The sequence below is a fragment of the Marinobacterium rhizophilum genome, assembly GCF_024397915.1.
GTDB lineage: Bacteria > Pseudomonadota > Gammaproteobacteria > Pseudomonadales > Balneatricaceae > Marinobacterium_A > Marinobacterium_A rhizophilum_A.
The window spans coordinates 4,055,769-4,073,588 of record NZ_CP073347.1 but is presented as its reverse complement, the minus strand read 5'-3'; the positions used below and the strand labels follow the sequence as shown (position 1 = coordinate 4,073,588).

Below are 17,820 nucleotides of genomic sequence, written 5' to 3'. Positions count from 1 at the left end.
TGAAAACGCCAAGCTCTTAGCGGCAACCGTGTTAGCATGCGCCCTTTTATGCCTTTGATACGGACATTAAGCGATGAAAGCGTTAATACAGCGGGTCAGCAGCGCCCGGGTGATGGTGGGCGAAGAGTGCACGGGCCGCATTGGCGCGGGCATGCTGGTACTGCTGGGAGTCGAACGTGACGATGATCAGGCGGCAGCCGACAAGCTGCTGAGCAAGGTACTGGGTTACCGCATATTCAGCGATGCCGAAGGCAAGATGAACCTCAACCTGCCCCAGTCCGGTGGTGGTTTGCTGGTGGTGTCCCAGTTCACTCTGGTGGCGGATACACGCAAGGGGTTGCGCCCCGGTTTTTCCTCCGGTGCCAGCCCTGAGCTTGGCGAGCAGCTGTACGACTACTTCGTGCAGCAGGCCAGGTCCCGGCACAGGGAGGTGGCCTGCGGTCGTTTTGGCGCCGACATGCAGGTCTCCCTGACCAACGATGGTCCCGTGACCTTCTTGCTCGAAAGCTGAGTCACTGGAGCCCCTGCCTGCGTTTCAGTCCTGCGCAGGTACCGAACGCAGTGCAGCCAGCCCGCCTTCCTTGATATAGAGCTTGCAGCCGGTCTTGCTGGCCATTCGATGCTGGGCACCGGCCGGCAGACGCAACCAGTCATGGCACTGGTAGTGGCCCTGTTCATCGTTAAAACTGCCTTCGATCACCAGTATTTCAACGCCGCCGGGATAGCGACGCAGCGCCGGCAGGGTTTCGGGGCTCCAGCGTTCCAGCCGCATGCTCTCGGCATGCCCCTGTTCCTGGTACAGCACCTTGCGCTGCACGCCGGCTTCGGTCGGCTGCCAGTCCAGCTCCTTGGTCACCACCGAAAAGTGATGCCTGGACCCTGCATACTGGCGCAACTTGACGAACAGCAGGCAACCGTCCTTAGACGAGGGTGCATGTTCAAAACCCACGGGGTTCAGCATGTAGCTGCCCGCCGGCCAGTCCCCTTCCTGGTCTGTAAAAACGCCCGCCAGTACCAGAATTTCTTCACCATCGGGATGGGGGTGCAGCGGAAACTCGGCGCCCGCCGGGTACCGTACCAGGGAGGTCACCTCGCCTCCCTCGGCGCTGCCCACCAGGTGCAGGCGCTTGCGCAGTACCTCGCCACCCGGGCTCGGCAGCCAGGGCTCGGCGTCGGTATTGATATGAACACGCCGGGCCATATCGCCATTGACTGCTATCATGATCGCACCCTCTCGTTTGAGCCCCGTCGGCAAGGAGCCGGTTATGTACCCCGATACTCAGCGCAAGGCCCCCGTCCTGTTATGGTTGCTGGTGTTTGGCACCGTACTGCTCTGGTCAGCCATTGCTCCCAGGGATCGCCTGACCTGGTGGCTGGAAGTCCTGCCAGCGCTGGTGGCCCTGGTCTTGCTGGGCGTCACGCGGCGGCGCTTTCCCCTCACGCCCCTGAATTACGGCCTGATCCTGCTCCATTGCATCATCCTGATGGTGGGGGGGCATTATACATACGCAGAGGTGCCGCTATTCGATCAGATTGCCCAATGGACCGACAGTTCACGTAACAACTACGACAAGGTCGGGCATTTCGCCCAGGGTTTTGTACCCGCCATGGTAGCGCGGGAGCTGCTGTTGCGCCTGCAGGTCATCAACGGGGACGCCTGGCGCGTCTTCCTCATCATCTGCTTCTGCCTGGCCCTGAGCGCCTTTTACGAGCTGATCGAGTGGTGGGTTGCGCTGCTCAGTGATGAAGCCGCCGAGTCATTTCTGGGCACCCAAGGCTATGTCTGGGATACCCAGTCCGACATGCTGCTGGCACTGATCGGTGCCATCTGTGCGCTGGGGCTGTTGCGGCGACGCCATGACCGCCAACTTGCCCGGCTGCAACCAGCGGCCTAGCGCAGTTGCGATAACAGCAGCGCCGTTGCCGCGGTATCAGCAGGCTCGTAACGGGAGTTGAAAGCCGTAAGCCATAAGCTGAAAGCGATAAATCCTAAGCTTAGAGCTTAGAGCTTAGAGCTTAGAGCTTAGAGCTTAGAGCTTAGAGCTTTGGATATTCACTCGTAGGTCCGGCCCTTGTGCCGCAGCCAGCCACCAACGTGGTTTCCCCTTGGATCATGATGCGTCCAGTGCACCACGCCGCCACGATCATTCCACTCGTACTCGCCGTAAAACTCCACTTCATCGCCTTCGCGCAGGCTGTCGATGCGCGGCGCCAGGTCAATGTTGTGGGCGATCAGCAGGGTGCCGCCTGCGGGCAGCGTCAGGATAAAACGCTGGTGCCGGCTACCCTTGAGATCGTCCGCCAGCAGCCGCGATACCCGACCCTGGCCCCGCACCTGCGTATCGCTGCGCTTGCCGGCAATGGCCTGCATCAGGGCCGCATTCGAGACCCCGGAGGGTTCGGCCGCAGGGCCGGTTGGGACACCGCGCTCCAGCGCGCTTAAACCCGCCACCGCCAATACCACCAGCAACAGCCATTTTTTCATGTTTTCACACTCCAGAGATCCCGTTGTTTTCAGCCGTACAGGCTGCGCCAGAAGCATTGACCCGGCGGGTTAATACATGAAACAGGGATGTTTCATCATTGGCCGCAGGCCAATGCGAACCCCATTCCTTCACCCGATAGAATCCAGCACGTACACGCACGTGCGGCCCACTCTTGAAGCGTAAAAAGTGTGGGGTGACTGGCAAATAGGGAGGAAACCTATTTGCCAGCCAGATTAATAGCAGAGCGACATCGATTTAGCCCGTTGCGCCCTGCGCTGAGTAATCGCTGGCCAATCCTCCTGGCAGGTTCTAGGTTAGAGCTTTTAACCCAGTGAAGCCTGCCATGAGCCGAGCCTTTGTCAAAGAAGACAGTGACCAGCCGGAACACCTGCCGGACCGGCCACTGAGCCCGCACCCCAATTACATGACCCCCGAGGGGCATCGCCGGATGCAGGCGCAGCTAAAGCAATGCGAACAGGAAATCTCGGCACTCAAGGCCGGCGCCGACTGGGCCGCCAGCAGCCGGCTGCCGCCGCTGGAGCGGGATCTGCGCTATTTGCGTGCCCGCCTGAAAAGCGCCCAGGTGATTGACGCCGCGGCGCTCGACGCATCCAGGGTCCGTTTTGGCTGCACCGTGCACTTTGTCGACGAGCAAGGCACGCAGCACCGCTTTCGCATTGTTGGCGAAGACGAAGCCGATATCGCCCAGGGGCTGCTCAGCTGGACCTCGCCGCTGGCCAGTGCCCTGCTGGGGCAGGAGCCTGGCGACAGTGTGCGCTGGCAGCGCCCGGCCGGGGAACTGGAAATAGAAATCACCGCGATCGACTGAACGTCGCCGCCGTTTCAGCGCACGGTCACGATCATCTCCTGCCAGAAAGCCTGGGCCAGCTCGCTCAGGGGCAGGTCCTTCAGGCGAATCAGGTAGATCGGCACCTGGCTGCACGAGGTGAAGTTTTCCACCTCCAGCGCCACCAGCTGGCCGGTCTCCAGCTGGGTCTGCACCATCTGCGCCGGCATCCGCGCCCAGCCCAGGCCCGCCACCAGCAGGGCCTTTTTCATCTGGTAATCCCCCACGTACCAGCGCTGCCCGCCCGGGATGACATGCACATGGTCGAACGGCGATACCGATCCCGTATCACTCAGCAGTATATGTGGGCAGGCCCGCAGCTCGGCCTGCGAAAGGATGCGCTCGCCGGCGCCGCTCAGGTAGGTCGGCGCCGCCACCGTCAGCATCTCGATCGCGCCCACACGTACAAACTCGAAGCGTTCGTCCAGCCCGGTATGGGGGCCGATGGCCAGGTCCGCCTTTTCCTTCAGCAGGGACTCCAGCACCCCCGACAGGTGCTGTGTATTGATGCTCAGGCGCATCTGCGGGAAACGCTGGCAGAATCCCCGCACGGTCTCGAGCCATAACGGATAGGCGCACATGGCACTGAGAGACAGCGCCAGCGACGGTGGCGTGCCCTGGGCCAGGTGGTGACCCAGGGTTTCAAGGCTCTGCACCTGCCCCAGCAGCTTGCGGGCCTGCGGGTAAAACGCCTTTCCCGCCGGGGTCAGGGTGGGCCTGTAACTGTCCCGGCTAAACAACTGCAGGTCGAACTCGTCTTCCAGCGCCCGCACCGCCGCGCTCACCGTGGACTGGGTCTTGAATACCTGGTCCGCGGCGGCACGAAAACTGCCCCGCTCCACCACGGCGACAAAGGCTCTGAGCTGCTCGTTGGTCATGTTGTCGATGCTCCGGAAACATAAGCGATAAATACGATCATTATGAGCAAAACATATCGTTATCTTACGTTCATAAACCGGCCTACTCTAGCACCCTGTTCAAGCAACACTACAAGCCTGGGAGCACCCTGCGTTGGATCTGACACTGCTATGCGTACTGGCCGCCGGCCTGGTCACCGGTTTCTCCAAATTTTCCGTCGGCGGCATGGGGCTGCTGATCCTGCCGGTGCTGATGATTGCCATGCCGGGCCCGGAAGCGCTGGCAGTACTGGTGCCCATGTATATCGCCACCGACCTGATGGCCATAACGATGTACCGCCGCGACATCAGCTGGTCGGTACTCATGGCACTGCTGCCGCCCGCGCTGATCGGTGTCGTGCTGGGCACCTGGCTGCTCGGCAGCCTGGATGCCAGTGCCTTCACCCCCCTGCTGGGCGGGCTGATCCTGGCCATGCTGGCGCTGGGGTTCTGGCTGGACCATCGCCCCACCAGCATCATGCGTCACCCGCTGGCAGCCAATATCACCGGTCTTGCCGCCGGTTTTATCAGCATGCTCGCCAATGCCGCCGGCCCGCTGTTCAGCCTGTACCTGCTGGAGCAGCGCCTGTCCAAGGATGCCTACGTCAGCACCCGGGCCTGGGGCTTCATGATCATCAACGGCGCCAAGCTGCCCATGCTCTGGACCCTGGGCCTGATCACCCAGGAAAGCCTGACACTCAGCATCTACGGCCTGCCCGCCCTGGTGCTCGGCGCCAGCATCGGCTACTGGCTGCTGCGCCGCCTGAACATCGCCCAGTTCAAATGGCTGATTCGCATCATGGCGAGCCTGGCCGCCATCAAGCTGTTCGCCTTTAGCTGAGCGCCTGCAGGACGACGACGCCCCGGGAAACAGCCCTATTGGCTATGCTTAACAGTGAAAAAACGCCTGTAGCCAACCCGGACTTTGCCCATGCTGCTGACCGTGGCCCACTTTGATTTTCCCTACCAGGCCCAGATCGCCCGCGCCCAGCTCGAAGCCGAAGGCATCGATGCCTGGGTTGCGGACGAGTTCACCATTGGCATGCAGTGGCTCTACAGCAATGCGCTCGGCGGGGTGCGACTGCAGGTGGAGCCGCAGCAACTGCAACGGGCCCAGGCCATCCTGGCGCAGGACCGCAGCCAGGATGTTGAAGCACAGGAAGGCTCGGAACCGCTGATCTGTCCCTGCTGTGGCAGTAGTCAGACACGCTACAGGCCCATTGGCCGCAGGCTGGCCTTCCTGATGTTTCTGGGGCTGGATTTCCCGCTGTTCCCGGTGCGAAACGCCGTGCATTGCGAGGATTGCGGCAGCCTGAGCCGCCTCTACGACTAACCCTGAACACACCCTGGCGCCGGCCGGGCCGCGCTGTACTATTATCAACAGACGATTCACAGCCAGCCGCATCACACCCATGGCGACCATCAACTTCACCAGCCACCTGCAACGCTATCTCGACTGCCCGCCCCTGACGGTCAGTGCCGCCACGGTGCACGAAGCCCTCAGTGAAGCCTTTGCCGGCAACGTGCGCCTGGCAGGCTATATCCTTGATGATCAGCAGCGGCTGCGCAAAAACGTCGTTATCTTCGTCGATGGCCAGCAGATCCAGGATCGCCGTCACCTTAGCGACCGGCTCGGGCCCAACTCCGAAATCTATATTCTGCAGGCGCTCTCCGGCGGCTGATACCGCACCCACGCGCCTGGATAACACGCACCCAACCACGGGGACAGCAAGATGCAACTCAGAGTCGGCACACGCAAGGGGCTGTTCATTTTCGACCGCACGGGGGCCGGCCAGTGGCAGCCCCAGGCTCCAATCCTGCTCGGTGACCCGGTTACCATGCTGCTGACCGACCCGCGCAGTGGCGACCAGTACGCCGCGCTGAACCTCGGACACTTTGGCGTCAAGCTCTACCGGGCCGAGCCTGGCAGCGATCACTGGATTGAAGTCGGCACCCCGGCTTTCCCCAAAACAGACACCGAAGACGGCCCCGCCGTCGAACAGATCTGGGAGCTCAGTGCCGGCGGCGCCGATCAGCCCGGCACCCTCTGGGCCGGTACCATCCCCGGCGGGCTCTTCAGATCCACTGACCGGGGCGACTCCTGGCAGTTGATCGAATCCCTCTGGGCAAGGCCCGAGCGCGAATTCTGGTTTGGCGGTGGCTACGATGCACCGGGCATCCACTCCATCTGCGTACACCCGCACAACAGCGCCCACCTGACGCTGGCCGTGTCCTGCGGCGGCGTCTGGGAAAGCCTGGACGCGGGGGCAAGCTGGGCGCTCGTCGGCCAGGGTCTGCGCGCCGCCTTTCTGCCACCGGAGCAGGCCTACGAACCCACCAGCCAGGACCCGCACCGCATGGTGCGCTGCGACGGCATGCCCAAGCACCTGTGGATTCAGCACCACAACGGTATTTTCAAATCCAGCGATGGCGGCCATCACTGGTCCGAAATTACCGAGGCAGGCCCCTCGGTGTTCGGCTTCGCCGTGGCGGTACACCCCAAAGACCCCGACTGTGCCTGGTTCGTGCCGGCGGTGAAAGACGAATGCCGCGTGCCGGTAGACGCCCGGCTGGTCGTCACCCATACCCGGGACGGCGGCCAGAGCTTCAGCACGCTCGACAACGGCCTGCCGGCAGAGCCGGCCTACGACCTGGCCTACCGCCACGCCCTGGCCGTGGATGCCAGCGGCAATAGCCTGGCCTTTGGCTCAACCACCGGTGGCCTGTGGATAAGTGAAGACCAGGGCGATCACTGGCACTGCATCTCGCGCCACCTCCCCCCCATTAACATTGTGCAATTCACCCCCTGAGTACTGCCCCGGGGTCCGTTCGCGACGGCACTGGCATCAGATATTCGGGTATCTGGCCCTAACAGTGGGCCCCTGTATCCATAAGAATGGCTGCAACAGTCATGACGCTGCCGTGCTTTTTGGCCAGGTTCCGGATCACCCGGAACGCCGGCCAGGGCGGTGTTGCGCTACAACAAGAACCCCAAACTTCGAGTTACTCGCCCATGAAACAGCTGGTCGCAAACCCCATCGACAGACTCGGTGAGCTGAAACAGCGCTACTTCCCCGGGCTCTGCGTCGCCGTCACCATCGGCATTGCCGCGACCTTCCTCTCCCAGCGCTACGGCGCACCGGCCATGTTGATGGGCCTGTTGCTGGGACTGGCGTTCAACTTTCTCAGTGACGAACCCAGGGTCGTCCCCGGTATCGAACTGGCCGCCAAGACGCTGCTGCGTCTGGGCGTCGCAATGCTGGGGCTGCGCATCACCTTCTCCGATGTACTCACACTCGGCTGGCCACCGCTACTGATGGTGTGCTCCGCGGTACTGCTGACCATCGGTTTTGGTATCGTCATGGCGCGCCTGCTGGGATTCAGCAACCGTTTTGGCACCCTCACCGGCGGCTCTGTCGCCATCTGCGGCGCCTCGGCAGCCATGGCCATCAGCAGCGTGCTGCCGCAGAATGAACAGACCAAGAAAGACACCCTCTTTACCGTGATCAGCGTGACCACCCTGAGCACGGTGGCCATGGTGCTCTACCCCATGATCAGCCACGAACTGGGGCTGACGCCGGCCGAAGCCGGGCTCTTTCTCGGCGGGACCATCCATGATGTCGCCCAGGTGGTGGGCGCCGGTTACAGCGTGTCGTCCGAAGTCGGTGACCTGAGCACCTTCGTCAAGCTGCTGCGCGTGGCCATGCTGGTGCCCATCGTGCTGGTGATCGGTGTGGTGATTCGCCGTGCCATGGCCAGCCGTGGGGAAGTGGGCGGCGGCAGTGTCGGCGTACCGGGATTCCTGATCGGCTTTGTGGTGCTGTTCACGCTCAACAGCCTGGGCTGGATGCCGCAGGTGATCGTTGAACCCATGGCCGACAGCGCCTCCTGGCTGCTGCTTACCGCCATTGCAGCGCTGGGCGTGCGCACCTCGCTGAAGGAAATCCTCACCGTGGGCCTGAAACCAGTCCTGCTGGTGGTCAGCGAGACCATCTTCATCGTGCTGCTGGTGCTGGGCTTTATTACCCTGACCTGATATTCCCCGGGAGACGCGCCCGCGCCTCCCGCCTGTTTCCAGGCCTGTACTCCGCCCGCCTGGCACACCCGCCGCTGCGGTCGGGTTTTGCCACCCAGCACCAGTCCAATCGCTACCTCGCATCAGCGGGAGATTCCTTGGCTGCAATCCGGCTTCAAAGTAAGATAGCCACCTTTTGCAAGGTGACGACACGCCATGGCTGAAAAGCTGTTTGAACGCCTGATGTATGCAACCCGCTGGTTGCTCGCCCCCATCTATATCGGCTTGAGCCTGACGCTGATCGCCCTGGGCATCAAGTTTTTCCAGGAAATCTTTCACCTCCTTCCCCATGTCATGGACGTCTCGGAAACCGACATGGTACTGGTGGTTTTGTCGCTGATCGACATTGCCCTGGTGGGTGGCCTGATTGTCATGGTGATGTTTACCAGCTACGAGAATTTTGTATCCCGGCTGGATATCGATGAGAATTCGGAAAAGCTCGGCTGGCTGGGTACGCTCGACACCAACTCCCTGAAAAACAAGGTAGCGGCCTCCATCGTGGCCATATCATCCATTCATCTGCTGAAAATTTTCATGAATGCAGAGAACATCGAGAGCGACAAGCTGCTCTGGTACGTCGCCATTCACCTGACTTTCGTCCTGTCGGCGTTCGCCATGGGCATACTGGACAAGCTGACCAAAAAGCCCGCGCACTGATCTCCGTACCCTGTGTTCGAGAATACCCAGGCCCCGCAGAACCGGGGCCTGGGTCTTGAATAGAGGCGTCAGGCGCCGGATTTTACCCGCCGGACTATTTCCGTGGCCAACAGGTCGGACGCATCATAAACCGGCAACGCGGACGCCAGCTTGTCACCGATAACGGAAAGCTCCGTACAGGCCACCAGCAGGCATTGCGCCCCCTGTGCTTGCAGCTCCTGGGCTGCGGCGTTGTATTGCTCGATCTGTGCATCCGTGCTGCGTCCTGCCTTGACGTCCCGTATCAGCTGCATCACGGAGTCCTGCCGGTCCGCCTGGGGATACACGATCTCGATGCCCACCGCTTCACACCAGGGCTCGTACAGCTTGATCATCCGCAGCGCGCTGGATGCCAGCAGGCCCACCTTTTTAAGCTCGGGTTGGCGAGCATGGATCGTTTCTGTCGCCAGCTGAATCAGGTTAATCACCGGGACCGATACCGAGGCGGCGACTTCCTCGTAGTAGTGATGTGCCGTATTGCAGGGGATGACCAGAAAGTCCGCCCCCTGCTGCTCCAGCCCCCGGGCCATCCCCGCCATGCAGGGCCCCGGGCTGATGCCCGTGCCCTCGATCAGCGCCTTGATGCGCGATGGCACCTTGGGGTTGTTGTCCACCAGCATGTGAATATGATCGGCGTCGTCTTCGACCGTCGTCGCCTCGATCACGCGCTGCATAAGGTCAACCGTAGCTTCAGGCCCCATGCCACCGATGATACCGACAATTTTTTCGTTCATTCCAGTACCGCCTTCATATAAACCTTATCAGGATCTAAAAACCAATCTAACGATGTTTCCAGCTAATAACCAAGAATCGATGGCAACCACAGCGATATCTCAGGCACAAACGCCAGCAGTACGACTATAAGAATTTCGACCGCCACAAAAGGTAGCGCCTTGACCGATATTTCCTCAATCGAGACCTTGGCAATACTCGACCCGATAAACATGTTCTCACCCAGGGGTGGTGTAGAGAACCCGATTTCGCAGCAACAAACCAGAATGATGCCAAAGTGAATGGGATCGACACCCAAACTGACCATAACCGGCAGTAAAACAGGCGTGACAATCATGATCGTTGCCAGTGTTTCCAGGAACATGCCGACAAATATCAGGAATGCAATAACGATAATCCAGATCAGCGACAGGCTTCCTGTCAACTCAAGCAGCGAACTGGCAATGAGTGTCGGAATATCATTCTCGACCAGAATACGACCGAATGCCGTAGCAGCAAACATGACAATCAGTACCCGGCCCGTTAGCCAGGTCGTCGCGTTCAGGGACTCCTTGAAGCCATCCCAGCGCAATTCCTTGTGAATGAAAAAGCCGACAAACAGGGTGTAAAAAACGGATACGACGGCGGCTTCTGTAGGCGTAAAGAGGCCGGAATAGATCCCGCCCAGTATGACGACTGGCGCCATGATCGCCCAGATGCCTTCCCTGCAGGCCTTGCGCAACGTGCCCGGCGGATGTGCCTCAGCGGCCCCGTAACCATTGCGACGGCTGATCATGTAGTTGGCAATCATCAAGCCACCGGCGAGTAGTATTCCCGGGAAAATGCCCGCAAGAAAAAGCTTGGTAATGGATTCGCTGGCGGTGACACCGTAGATCACCATCGGGATGCTCGGTGGAATAACAACGCCCAAGCCACCCGAGGAGGCGGTTAGCGCTGCCGAGTAGCTCTTGCTGTAACCGCGGTTCACCATTGCCGGAATCATCAGCATGCCTACGGCAGCCGTGGTTGCAGGGCCCGAGCCCGATATGGCGCCAAAGAACATGCTTGCCAGTATTGCCGAGAAACCCAGCCCGCCGGCCATGGGCCCGGCAAGCACTTCTGCGATATGCACCAGTCGCCGAGAGATGCCTGCACTCTGCATCAGAGCGCCGGACAAAATAAATGCCGGCAACGCCATGATCGGAAAGGAGTCAACCGCGTTCCAGGCGATTTGTACCATGGAGACAAAGTCATCACCCGCTGCCAGATATACTGTCATCGCAGAAGCGCCGAGCGCAACCACGATAGGTGCTCCAATAAACAACAGGAATGCGAACATACCGAACAATATAAAGGGAGCTGTCATAATTATTCCTTAACTGGCGTGTACTAATCAGCCCTTGGATGCACTGGATATAGTTGATGGTTCATCATACACAGGTGTTCTTTCTACCTTCAGCTCAGACGCCAGCTGCTCCAGGTCAGGCTCGTCAACGTCGTCGAACTTGACACCCTTGACCAGCTTCAGATAGTTAACCTGAATAATGCGTATGGAAGTCAATGTAAACGATATGGGAAATATCATATACAAGAACGCCATTGACCAGTCCAGAGCTGGAGAGTAAAAAGTAAACTCCATCATCGACTCGATTACTTCGATGCTTTTTATAGTCATAAGCGTATTGAATACAATCCAGAACATGTCGGCAAAACATTCAATGCTATTTCTTACTTTTTCTGGCATCTTGCGCAGATGAAAAGTTACTCTGTTATGCGCCGAAACCCGCGCTGCATATGAGGCACCGAGGAAAACAAACCAGACAAATGCAAACCGGGCCAGCTCTTCACTCCACGGAATGCCATAGTTAAAAAACACTCGCAGAATAACCTGAAAAAACAAAAGTATAACAAAGGCACTCAGGAGCAGCTGACACAGATAATTCTCAGCGTGATCCAGCAGCCCAATGACCCTACTCTTCATAATAAAACCCCACCTAACACAGCTGCTGGAATAATATAGTGACAAAAAAATGCTGCCTGCCAATATAATCAGCAGACAGCCAAGCCGTGAATCAATTGATCTGTTCTAGGACTTTGTCAAAATTATCCTTTCCACCAATGGAGTCGTAAAACTTGGGCCAAACTTTTTCCCTCGCGAGCTCGATCCACTTTTCCTCATCTTCAAGTTCGAAGACTTCCATGCCGTTCGCAACCAGGTTATCCCGGGCTTTGCCCGCTTCCAGGACCTGGAACATCAAGGCATACTGCTGTGCCTCAAGGCCGGCACGGGTCAGGATACTGCGCTCTTCGTCGCTCATTTTTGCAAAGGTCTTGTTGCCGATCAGCAAGGGCTGTAGAGAATACATATGATGTACTTCTGTCAGGTAATCCTGCACCTCATAAAATTTCATCGTGTTATTAACGATATAAGGATTATCCTGACCGTCTACAACACCTTGCTGCAACGCAGTAAAGGTTTCAGACCAGGCCATTGGAATCGGGTTTGCACCCCAGGCTTCCCAGGTAGCCAGCATGATAGGATCCTGAGGAATCCGTACCTTCAAACCCTGAACGTCACTCAGGTTCTTCACAGGCTGCTTGGAGTTGGTCAAGTAGCGAAAGTTGGAGTACGTCCAACCCAGTATATTCACACCTACCTTTTCCTGAGCAATCTTGTTCCAACGGTCACCGAGTTCGCCCGTTGTCAGCTTCACTGCATCTGAATGATTTTTCATCAGATAAGGCATGGTCAGTACACCCAGCTCTTTAGAGAACGGAGTAATATTGCCAATTGCAACCGAAGCCACATCCAGCGACCCAAGCCTGGTGTTCTGCACCATCTCGGTCTCTCCACCGAGAGCGCCGTTGGGGTAGAGCGTTACCTTGATGTCGCCATTCGAATAATACTCGACCAGTTCCTTGAAGCGGCTCGCCAAGGCCCCCTGATCAGATTCGAGGGGATCGCCCAAACCCAGTTTCAGGGTTTTAGCCTCTGCCATGACCGGAAGAGCCGCCGTCACAACAACCGAGGAGACTGCGAGAGCCTGAGCTAGTTTCTTTACACTAAACATGATTCACCTTTTTTGATTACAATAAGTCAAGGTGGCAATAATTAATTTGACTATCGTTATTTTTCTTTGATGGTTGCTGTTTCTTTCAGCCAGATAAATATCTGGCTATTAACCTGCCTGAAAATAGGTTCCCTCCCTATTTTCCAGTCACCCGACATACTCTCTAGCGCAAAGAATGGGCGCAAGTACGTGGACGTGCTGATTTCTATTGGGTGAAGAGATGGGGTTCGCATTGGACCATCCGTTTAAATGGAAGGCCCAATGATGAAACATCCCTGTTTCATGTATTAACCCGCCGGGTTAATATGCGCTGTCTCGCTCAGCACTTCCGATATCACCGTAGCGATCACTACGCAGTCCTCAACGTTGAATGTTAAGGGCAAGCGAATATCACACATGGTCGAAAGCACTTTTTCAGTAGCCGGCAGTGCCGGCGCATCACCCAGGTAACGCCAGCTGTCAAAGCGGCTGGTATAGCCTTTGGGGTCGGCATCACCGAACCATTTGATCTGCACACCCTGCTCTTCACAGCGACGAATGAAGCGGGCAAAGGCCTCGGCGCTCAGTTCAGGCAGCGAAAACTGCAAAGAGCTGCCGACGAAATATTCCGCCTCGGGGCGCAGTGGTACACGCACACCCTCAATCGCTCGCAGACCCTTCTCCAATGCACAATAGAGTTCATTCCAGCGATCGCACTGACGATCCAGATCACTCAGTTGCGGACGCAGGATCGCGGCACGCAGGTTATCCATTCGGCCACTGTAGTTGGGTGTTTCGAAACGAATCTTCGCAAACACCTCAGGGGCAGGACCCACGGTATGACGGTCGTAAAGCATATAGGAGCCAGAGTGCATGATGGCACGGGCCATCACTTCCTCGTCGTCGGTAATCAGCAGACCACCCTCACCGGAGTTGATGTGCTTATAGGTCTGGGTACTGAAGCAGCCGACCTTGCCGAAGGTGCCGCTTCTGCGCCCGTTCCAGGTGGCACCCATGGTGTGAGCGCAGTCTTCTATAACACTAACACCGTGGCGATCACAGATTTCCATCAACCTGTCCATGTCCACCAGGTGTCCACGCATGTGCGACAGCATCAGGTAATGCACGTCGTCAGCCGCGGCCTTGGCTTCCAGATCAACCAGATCAATGGTGAAATCGTCGGTGGTTTCAACCAGTACGGGGATAGCCCCGGCATTATGGATGGCCCCGGGTACCGGAGCCAGAGTGAAGGCGTTGCACAGGACCTTGTCGCCCGAGTTAACCCCGATCGAGCGCATGGCAATGTGCAGAGCATAACCACCAGAGGCGCAGGCCAGACAGAACCGGCTGCCATTGTAGGCCGCAAACTCCTGCTCCAGCAGTACGGTTTCTGTCAACTCGTCGCCCAGGGCGTTGTAGCGGTGCAGGCGACCGCTGCGCATCACCTCAACCGCACGCTCGATGCCCGCTTCGGGAATCGGCTCCTGCTGAGTAAACGATTTGGTAAATTTAGTCATGTCACTCTTCCTATTAACCCAACGCCATTTTCAATCGTGCCAGACCGCAGTAACCACGCGGCCTCTGAGGTTGGGTGAGCAGATGTAAATCCCACCACCTTAATAATACCGGGGCCAGTTTCCTGCTCGCTTTTGGATCAGCAGTAACGCTTCTGATCGTACACTTCGAAATCCCACTCGGTTTCGGGATAGTACTTGCGCAGGCGCCAGTCGCAGGCACGGGCGTGGCCTTCCATCCCTTCGGTGCGGGAAATGCGCGAGCCGGCGCCACTGAATACCAGGTTTGCCGCTTCATCAAGCTCCTGATAAGTCAGGACCTTCATGAATTTCTGTACGTTCAAGCCACCGCTATAGCGTGCGGCCTTCTTGGTCGGCAGGATATGGTTGGTACCCGAGCACTTGTCGCCGTGGGACACGGTGCTGCCTTCACCCAGGAACAGGGAGCCGTAGTTTTTGAGCTCCGCTTTCCACCATTCAAGATCTTCAGCCAGTATCTGCAGATGCTCACAGGCGTACTCATCACTGATCTGAACGACTTCGTCGCGGTTCTCGCCCAGGATCACAACACCATGATCGCGCCATGCGGCTTCGCACACATCGGCGTTGGGCATGTCGGCGATAACCTTGGGCATGATTTCGAGCACTTTCTCGCCAATCTCGCGGCTGTCGGTAAATAGCCAGACCGGAGAGTTGGTGCCATGTTCAGCCTGGGAAACAAGGTCGACGGCGATGGTCATCGGGTCCGCGGTCTTGTCGGCGATGATGGCAGACTCGGTGGGGCCGGCGAAAACATCGATCCCTACCTCACCGAACAGCATGCGCTTGGCTTCAGCAACATAGGCATTACCCGGGCCTACCAGAATATCGGCAGGCTTGCCGCTGTACAGGCCCATGGCCATGGAAGCCACCGCATGGACACCGCCCATTTCCAGGATCACATCGGCGCCGGCAACGTGCATTGCGTAGGCAACAGCCGGGTTGATGCTGTCACCGCGTGGCGGGGAGCAGGCAACGATAAAGGGCACACCTGCCGCCTTGGCGGTTGCAACACTCATGATGGCGGATGCCGCGTGGGCATAACGGCCACCGGGTACGTAGCAGCCGGCACACTGCACGGGCAGAACCTGCTGTCCCAGGCGCACGCCTTCCTCGGTTTCAATTTCGAAGGACTTGAGGCTGTCGCGCTGCGCTTCGGCAAAACGCTTTACCTGGCGATGTGCAAAATCGATATCATCCTTAACGCGTTGCGGCACCTGTGCGATCAGGGCCATCTTTTTCTCTTCAGACAGGACAAACTCGCCCTGCCAGTTATCGAACTGACTGGCATATTCGCGAACTGCGGTCTCGCCGTTACGCCGAATATTGGCCAGCATGTCTTTTACGACTGCCTGGATACGCTCATTTTCCTGCTCTACTTCCGACTCCAGAGCGGCGCGCTTTAGATATTCCATTGTACTTACCTCAATTAAATCAGATTTCTTTGATCTTCAACTAAACGAAATAAAACCGAGCACCAGCAGCATGATAAAAATTGTTTCACTGACCACCAGTAGCACCGGCTTGATGCCCACGGTGAGGATTTCCTTCAGCGAGGTTCGTACCCCCAGTGCAGCAATCGCGGTAAGCAGCAGCCAGGAGGCGCTGTCGGCCATGGGTTCAACGATCATCTGCGGCATCCAGCCCAGGCTGTTCAGCGTGAACAGCACCACAAAGCCGATCAGGAAGCCCGGTACGCCGACACTGCCGCCGCCCACTTCGCCGCGGCTGGCCATGGAGCGGCGAATCACCACACCGATCACCAGCACGATGGGCACCAGCATGGCCACGCGCAGCAGCTTGACAAAGGTACTCAGGTCACCGACTTCGGACGACACGCTGTAACCGGCACCCACCACCTGGGCCACGTCGTGGATGGTCCCGCCCAGAAAGAGCCCGGCTTCGGCCGGTGTCAGTCCCAACTCGTGGCTGATCATGGGGTAAAGCACCATGGCCACCGTGCTCAGCGTCGTAACGCTGATCACGGTAAAGAGGGTGTCTTTCTTGGTCTGTTCGTTCTGCGGTAGCACGCTGCTGATCGCCATGGCCGCCGAGGCGCCACAGATGGCAACCGAGCCACCGGTGAGGGTACCAAAGCGGTTGCCAAAGCCCAGCAGGCGCGCCATAACGATACCGAAACCGATGGTCAGCAGTACCGCGGAGCACACCATCAGCAGTGGCGGCCAGCCGAGGGTGAGTACATCGGAGAAGGTGATGCGCAGGCCCAGCATTGCGACGCCCAGACGCAGCAGCGTCTTGGCGGCCAGTTCAATACCGGGCACCACGCGGGGCTCGTCACTGAGAAAGTTGAATGCCAGCCCCAGCAGTAACCCCATCAGCATGGCCGGTGCGCCGTAACGCTGCGCCAGGAAGGTCGCTGCTATGCCGATAGTCACGGCAACGCAGAGTCCCGGAAAGTAGCGCTGTTTCAGCTCACTGAGCCGCTCGATGGGATGTTCTGCCAGTGCTTTCATTAACTTTCTCGTCGCCGTGGATCAGTCGTATTTCGGGAAGTCGAACGCGGTGCGGTAGCCGAACAGCGCCTGGCTGCCACCGGTATGCAGGAACACGACGTTGTCGTCCTTACCGAAGTGACCCTTGCGCACCAGGTCGATCAGACCGGCCGCGCCCTTGCCGGAGTAAACCGGGTCCAGCAGAATGCCTTCGTGACGGGCGAACAGTTCGATGGCTTCCAGGGTGCTGGCCGCCGGCAGGCCGTAGCCTTCACCCACGTAGTCGCAGTTGGCGACAACATCTTCACGCTTGACCGCACCCGGAATGCCGAGTTTTTCGCAGGTCCGCTCAGCCAGGCGGAACACGTTGGTTTCCTGCTGTTCACGGGGCACGCGCACACCGATACCCAGGACCGGAATCTGGCTGTTGCTGCCGCTGAAACCGGTAACCAGGCCTGCCTGGGTGCCGGCCGATCCAGTGCCGTGAACCACGGAGTCGATACGCAGCCCGGCAGTGTTGGCCTGGTTCAGCAGTTCCAGTGCGCAGTTCACGTAACCCAGGGCGCCGATTTCGTTGGAGCCGCCACCGGGAACGACATAAGGCTTCTTGCCTTCAGCACGCAGCTTGGTGGCCAGCTCTTCCATGGCGGCGTTCATGTCGGTGCCGGCGGGGAACTTGGTCAGGGGCGCGTCCATCAGCTGATCCAGCATGACGTTACCGTTGTAGTTGTAATCCACTTCCTTGGAACCGGTACGGTCTTCCAGCAGGATGTGGCATTTCATGCCGAGTTTGGCAGCCGCTGCAACGGTCTGGCGGGCATGGTTCGACTGGGTCGCACCCTGGGTGATGATGGTATCGGCGCCCTGCTCCACGGCATCGGCCATCAGGAACTCCAGTTTGCGCGTCTTGTTACCGCCACCGGCAAGACCGGTGCAGTCGTCACGCTTGATCCACAGGTTGGGGCCGCCCAGTGCCTTGGAGAGATTGGTCAGCGGCTCCAGGGGAGTCGGCAGGTGAGCGAAGTTGATACGGGGAAAACGGGCCAGATGCAT

20 protein-coding genes are annotated in these 17,820 nt (G+C 58.6%); 9 read left to right on the top strand and 11 right to left on the bottom strand.

The features are described from left to right. Positions 1-73: 73 nt before the first annotated feature. A complete protein-coding gene (gene dtd / locus KDW95_RS18380) occupies positions 74-511 on the top strand; it encodes a D-aminoacyl-tRNA deacylase (RefSeq protein WP_255853233.1) in 438 nt (145 codons plus the stop codon). 24 nt (positions 512-535) lie between these two features. Here dtd and KDW95_RS18375 read toward each other — a convergent pair whose 3' ends face one another. After that, positions 536-1,222 (bottom strand): cupin domain-containing protein, encoded by a 687-nt coding sequence (locus KDW95_RS18375; protein WP_255853232.1) that lies wholly within the window; start codon positions 1,220-1,222, stop codon positions 536-538. A 43-nt stretch (positions 1,223-1,265) separates the two neighbouring features. Here KDW95_RS18375 and KDW95_RS18370 point away from each other — a divergent pair, with 43 nt between their 5' ends. After that, positions 1,266-1,895 (top strand): DUF2238 domain-containing protein, encoded by a 630-nt coding sequence (locus KDW95_RS18370; protein WP_255853231.1) that lies wholly within the window; start codon positions 1,266-1,268, stop codon positions 1,893-1,895. Positions 1,896-2,053: 158 nt separating this feature from the next. On the opposite strand, the gene KDW95_RS18365 is transcribed toward KDW95_RS18370, so the two are convergent. Beyond that, positions 2,054-2,485 carry a DUF3465 domain-containing protein gene (locus tag KDW95_RS18365; protein ID WP_255853230.1) on the bottom strand — a complete coding sequence of 144 codons (432 nt, stop codon included), beginning with the start codon at positions 2,483-2,485 and terminating at the stop codon, positions 2,054-2,056. A gap of 344 nt (positions 2,486-2,829) precedes the next feature. On the opposite strand from KDW95_RS18365, the gene KDW95_RS18360 reads away from it, so the two are divergent. Next, positions 2,830-3,315: a GreA/GreB family elongation factor gene (locus tag KDW95_RS18360; RefSeq protein WP_255853229.1), complete on the top strand. Its 486-nt coding sequence runs from the start codon at positions 2,830-2,832 to the stop codon at positions 3,313-3,315. Between the two features lie 14 nt (positions 3,316-3,329). On the opposite strand, the gene KDW95_RS18355 is transcribed toward KDW95_RS18360, so the two are convergent. Beyond that, positions 3,330-4,211 carry a LysR family transcriptional regulator gene (locus tag KDW95_RS18355; protein ID WP_255853228.1) on the bottom strand — a complete coding sequence of 294 codons (882 nt, stop codon included), beginning with the start codon at positions 4,209-4,211 and terminating at the stop codon, positions 3,330-3,332. Between the two features lie 133 nt (positions 4,212-4,344). Here KDW95_RS18355 and KDW95_RS18350 point away from each other — a divergent pair, with 133 nt between their 5' ends. The 6 genes from KDW95_RS18350 (at position 4,345) to KDW95_RS18325 (ending at position 8,961) form a co-directional block, all read left to right on the top strand. Next, on the top strand, positions 4,345-5,070 hold the full coding sequence (locus tag KDW95_RS18350; protein WP_255853227.1) for a sulfite exporter TauE/SafE family protein: 726 nt from the start codon (positions 4,345-4,347) through the stop codon (positions 5,068-5,070). A 90-nt stretch (positions 5,071-5,160) separates the two neighbouring features. Further along, on the top strand, positions 5,161-5,562 hold the full coding sequence (locus KDW95_RS18345; RefSeq protein ID WP_255853226.1) for a putative signal transducing protein: 402 nt from the start codon (positions 5,161-5,163) through the stop codon (positions 5,560-5,562). Positions 5,563-5,641: 79 nt separating this feature from the next. After that, positions 5,642-5,911, top strand: coding sequence for a MoaD/ThiS family protein (locus tag KDW95_RS18340; RefSeq protein WP_255853225.1), 270 nt, complete (start codon positions 5,642-5,644; stop codon positions 5,909-5,911). Between the two features lie 51 nt (positions 5,912-5,962). After that, a complete protein-coding gene (locus KDW95_RS18335) occupies positions 5,963-7,039 on the top strand; it encodes a WD40/YVTN/BNR-like repeat-containing protein (RefSeq protein ID WP_255853224.1) in 1,077 nt (358 codons plus the stop codon). A 203-nt stretch (positions 7,040-7,242) separates the two neighbouring features. Continuing rightward, complete coding sequence (locus KDW95_RS18330; protein WP_255853223.1) at positions 7,243-8,265, top strand: YeiH family protein; 1,023 nt, start codon at positions 7,243-7,245, stop codon at positions 8,263-8,265. A 195-nt stretch (positions 8,266-8,460) separates the two neighbouring features. Then, positions 8,461-8,961 (top strand): TIGR00645 family protein, encoded by a 501-nt coding sequence (locus KDW95_RS18325; RefSeq protein WP_255853222.1) that lies wholly within the window; start codon positions 8,461-8,463, stop codon positions 8,959-8,961. 68 nt (positions 8,962-9,029) lie between these two features. On the opposite strand, the gene KDW95_RS18320 is transcribed toward KDW95_RS18325, so the two are convergent. The 8 genes from KDW95_RS18320 to KDW95_RS18285 form a co-directional block, all read right to left on the bottom strand. Continuing rightward, complete coding sequence (locus KDW95_RS18320; protein ID WP_255853221.1) at positions 9,030-9,734, bottom strand: aspartate/glutamate racemase family protein; 705 nt, start codon at positions 9,732-9,734, stop codon at positions 9,030-9,032. A 62-nt stretch (positions 9,735-9,796) separates the two neighbouring features. Next, positions 9,797-11,077 (bottom strand): TRAP transporter large permease, encoded by a 1,281-nt coding sequence (locus KDW95_RS18315; protein ID WP_255853220.1) that lies wholly within the window; start codon positions 11,075-11,077, stop codon positions 9,797-9,799. 27 nt (positions 11,078-11,104) lie between these two features. After that, positions 11,105-11,692 carry a TRAP transporter small permease gene (locus KDW95_RS18310; RefSeq protein WP_255853219.1) on the bottom strand — a complete coding sequence of 196 codons (588 nt, stop codon included), beginning with the start codon at positions 11,690-11,692 and terminating at the stop codon, positions 11,105-11,107. A gap of 91 nt (positions 11,693-11,783) precedes the next feature. Beyond that, positions 11,784-12,782 carry a TRAP transporter substrate-binding protein gene (locus KDW95_RS18305; RefSeq protein ID WP_255853218.1) on the bottom strand — a complete coding sequence of 333 codons (999 nt, stop codon included), beginning with the start codon at positions 12,780-12,782 and terminating at the stop codon, positions 11,784-11,786. Positions 12,783-13,069: 287 nt separating this feature from the next. Continuing rightward, positions 13,070-14,278, bottom strand: a complete 1,209-nt coding sequence (locus tag KDW95_RS18300; protein ID WP_255853217.1) for a DegT/DnrJ/EryC1/StrS family aminotransferase — start codon at positions 14,276-14,278, stop codon at positions 13,070-13,072. A 137-nt stretch (positions 14,279-14,415) separates the two neighbouring features. Beyond that, entirely contained in the window at positions 14,416-15,729 is a 1,314-nt protein-coding gene (gene hisD, locus KDW95_RS18295; protein WP_255853216.1) for a histidinol dehydrogenase, read from the bottom strand. A 36-nt stretch (positions 15,730-15,765) separates the two neighbouring features. Next, entirely contained in the window at positions 15,766-16,788 is a 1,023-nt protein-coding gene (locus KDW95_RS18290; protein ID WP_255853215.1) for a YeiH family protein, read from the bottom strand. Positions 16,789-16,809: 21 nt separating this feature from the next. Further along, positions 16,810-17,820: a D-cysteine desulfhydrase gene (locus KDW95_RS18285; RefSeq protein ID WP_255853214.1), complete on the bottom strand. Its 1,011-nt coding sequence runs from the start codon at positions 17,818-17,820 to the stop codon at positions 16,810-16,812.

Excerpts from the sequence above, each read along its gene's own strand:
- KDW95_RS18320 (WP_255853221.1), bottom strand. The coding sequence starts at position 9,734 with ATGAACGAAAAAATTGTCGGTATCATCGGTGGCATGGGGCCTGAAGCT.
- KDW95_RS18355 (WP_255853228.1), bottom strand. The coding sequence starts at position 4,211 with ATGACCAACGAGCAGCTCAGAGCCTTTGTCGCCGTGGTGGAGCGGGGC.
- KDW95_RS18325 (WP_255853222.1), top strand. The coding sequence starts at position 8,461 with ATGGCTGAAAAGCTGTTTGAACGCCTGATGTATGCAACCCGCTGGTTG.
- KDW95_RS18290 (WP_255853215.1), bottom strand. The coding sequence starts at position 16,788 with ATGAAAGCACTGGCAGAACATCCCATCGAGCGGCTCAGTGAGCTGAAA.
- KDW95_RS18300 (WP_255853217.1), bottom strand. The coding sequence starts at position 14,278 with ATGACTAAATTTACCAAATCGTTTACTCAGCAGGAGCCGATTCCCGAA.
- KDW95_RS18340 (WP_255853225.1), top strand. The coding sequence starts at position 5,642 with ATGGCGACCATCAACTTCACCAGCCACCTGCAACGCTATCTCGACTGC.
- KDW95_RS18360 (WP_255853229.1), top strand. The coding sequence starts at position 2,830 with ATGAGCCGAGCCTTTGTCAAAGAAGACAGTGACCAGCCGGAACACCTG.
- KDW95_RS18305 (WP_255853218.1), bottom strand. The coding sequence starts at position 12,782 with ATGTTTAGTGTAAAGAAACTAGCTCAGGCTCTCGCAGTCTCCTCGGTT.
- dtd (WP_255853233.1), top strand. The coding sequence starts at position 74 with ATGAAAGCGTTAATACAGCGGGTCAGCAGCGCCCGGGTGATGGTGGGC.
- KDW95_RS18310 (WP_255853219.1), bottom strand. The coding sequence starts at position 11,692 with ATGAAGAGTAGGGTCATTGGGCTGCTGGATCACGCTGAGAATTATCTG.
- KDW95_RS18365 (WP_255853230.1), bottom strand. The coding sequence starts at position 2,485 with ATGAAAAAATGGCTGTTGCTGGTGGTATTGGCGGTGGCGGGTTTAAGC.
- KDW95_RS18330 (WP_255853223.1), top strand. The coding sequence starts at position 7,243 with ATGAAACAGCTGGTCGCAAACCCCATCGACAGACTCGGTGAGCTGAAA.
- KDW95_RS18335 (WP_255853224.1), top strand. The coding sequence starts at position 5,963 with ATGCAACTCAGAGTCGGCACACGCAAGGGGCTGTTCATTTTCGACCGC.
- KDW95_RS18375 (WP_255853232.1), bottom strand. The coding sequence starts at position 1,222 with ATGATAGCAGTCAATGGCGATATGGCCCGGCGTGTTCATATCAATACC.
- KDW95_RS18370 (WP_255853231.1), top strand. The coding sequence starts at position 1,266 with ATGTACCCCGATACTCAGCGCAAGGCCCCCGTCCTGTTATGGTTGCTG.
- KDW95_RS18345 (WP_255853226.1), top strand. The coding sequence starts at position 5,161 with ATGCTGCTGACCGTGGCCCACTTTGATTTTCCCTACCAGGCCCAGATC.
- hisD (WP_255853216.1), bottom strand. The coding sequence starts at position 15,729 with ATGGAATATCTAAAGCGCGCCGCTCTGGAGTCGGAAGTAGAGCAGGAA.
- KDW95_RS18315 (WP_255853220.1), bottom strand. The coding sequence starts at position 11,077 with ATGACAGCTCCCTTTATATTGTTCGGTATGTTCGCATTCCTGTTGTTT.
- KDW95_RS18285 (WP_255853214.1), bottom strand. The coding sequence starts at position 17,820 with ATGCATCTGGCCCGTTTTCCCCGTATCAACTTCGCTCACCTGCCGACT.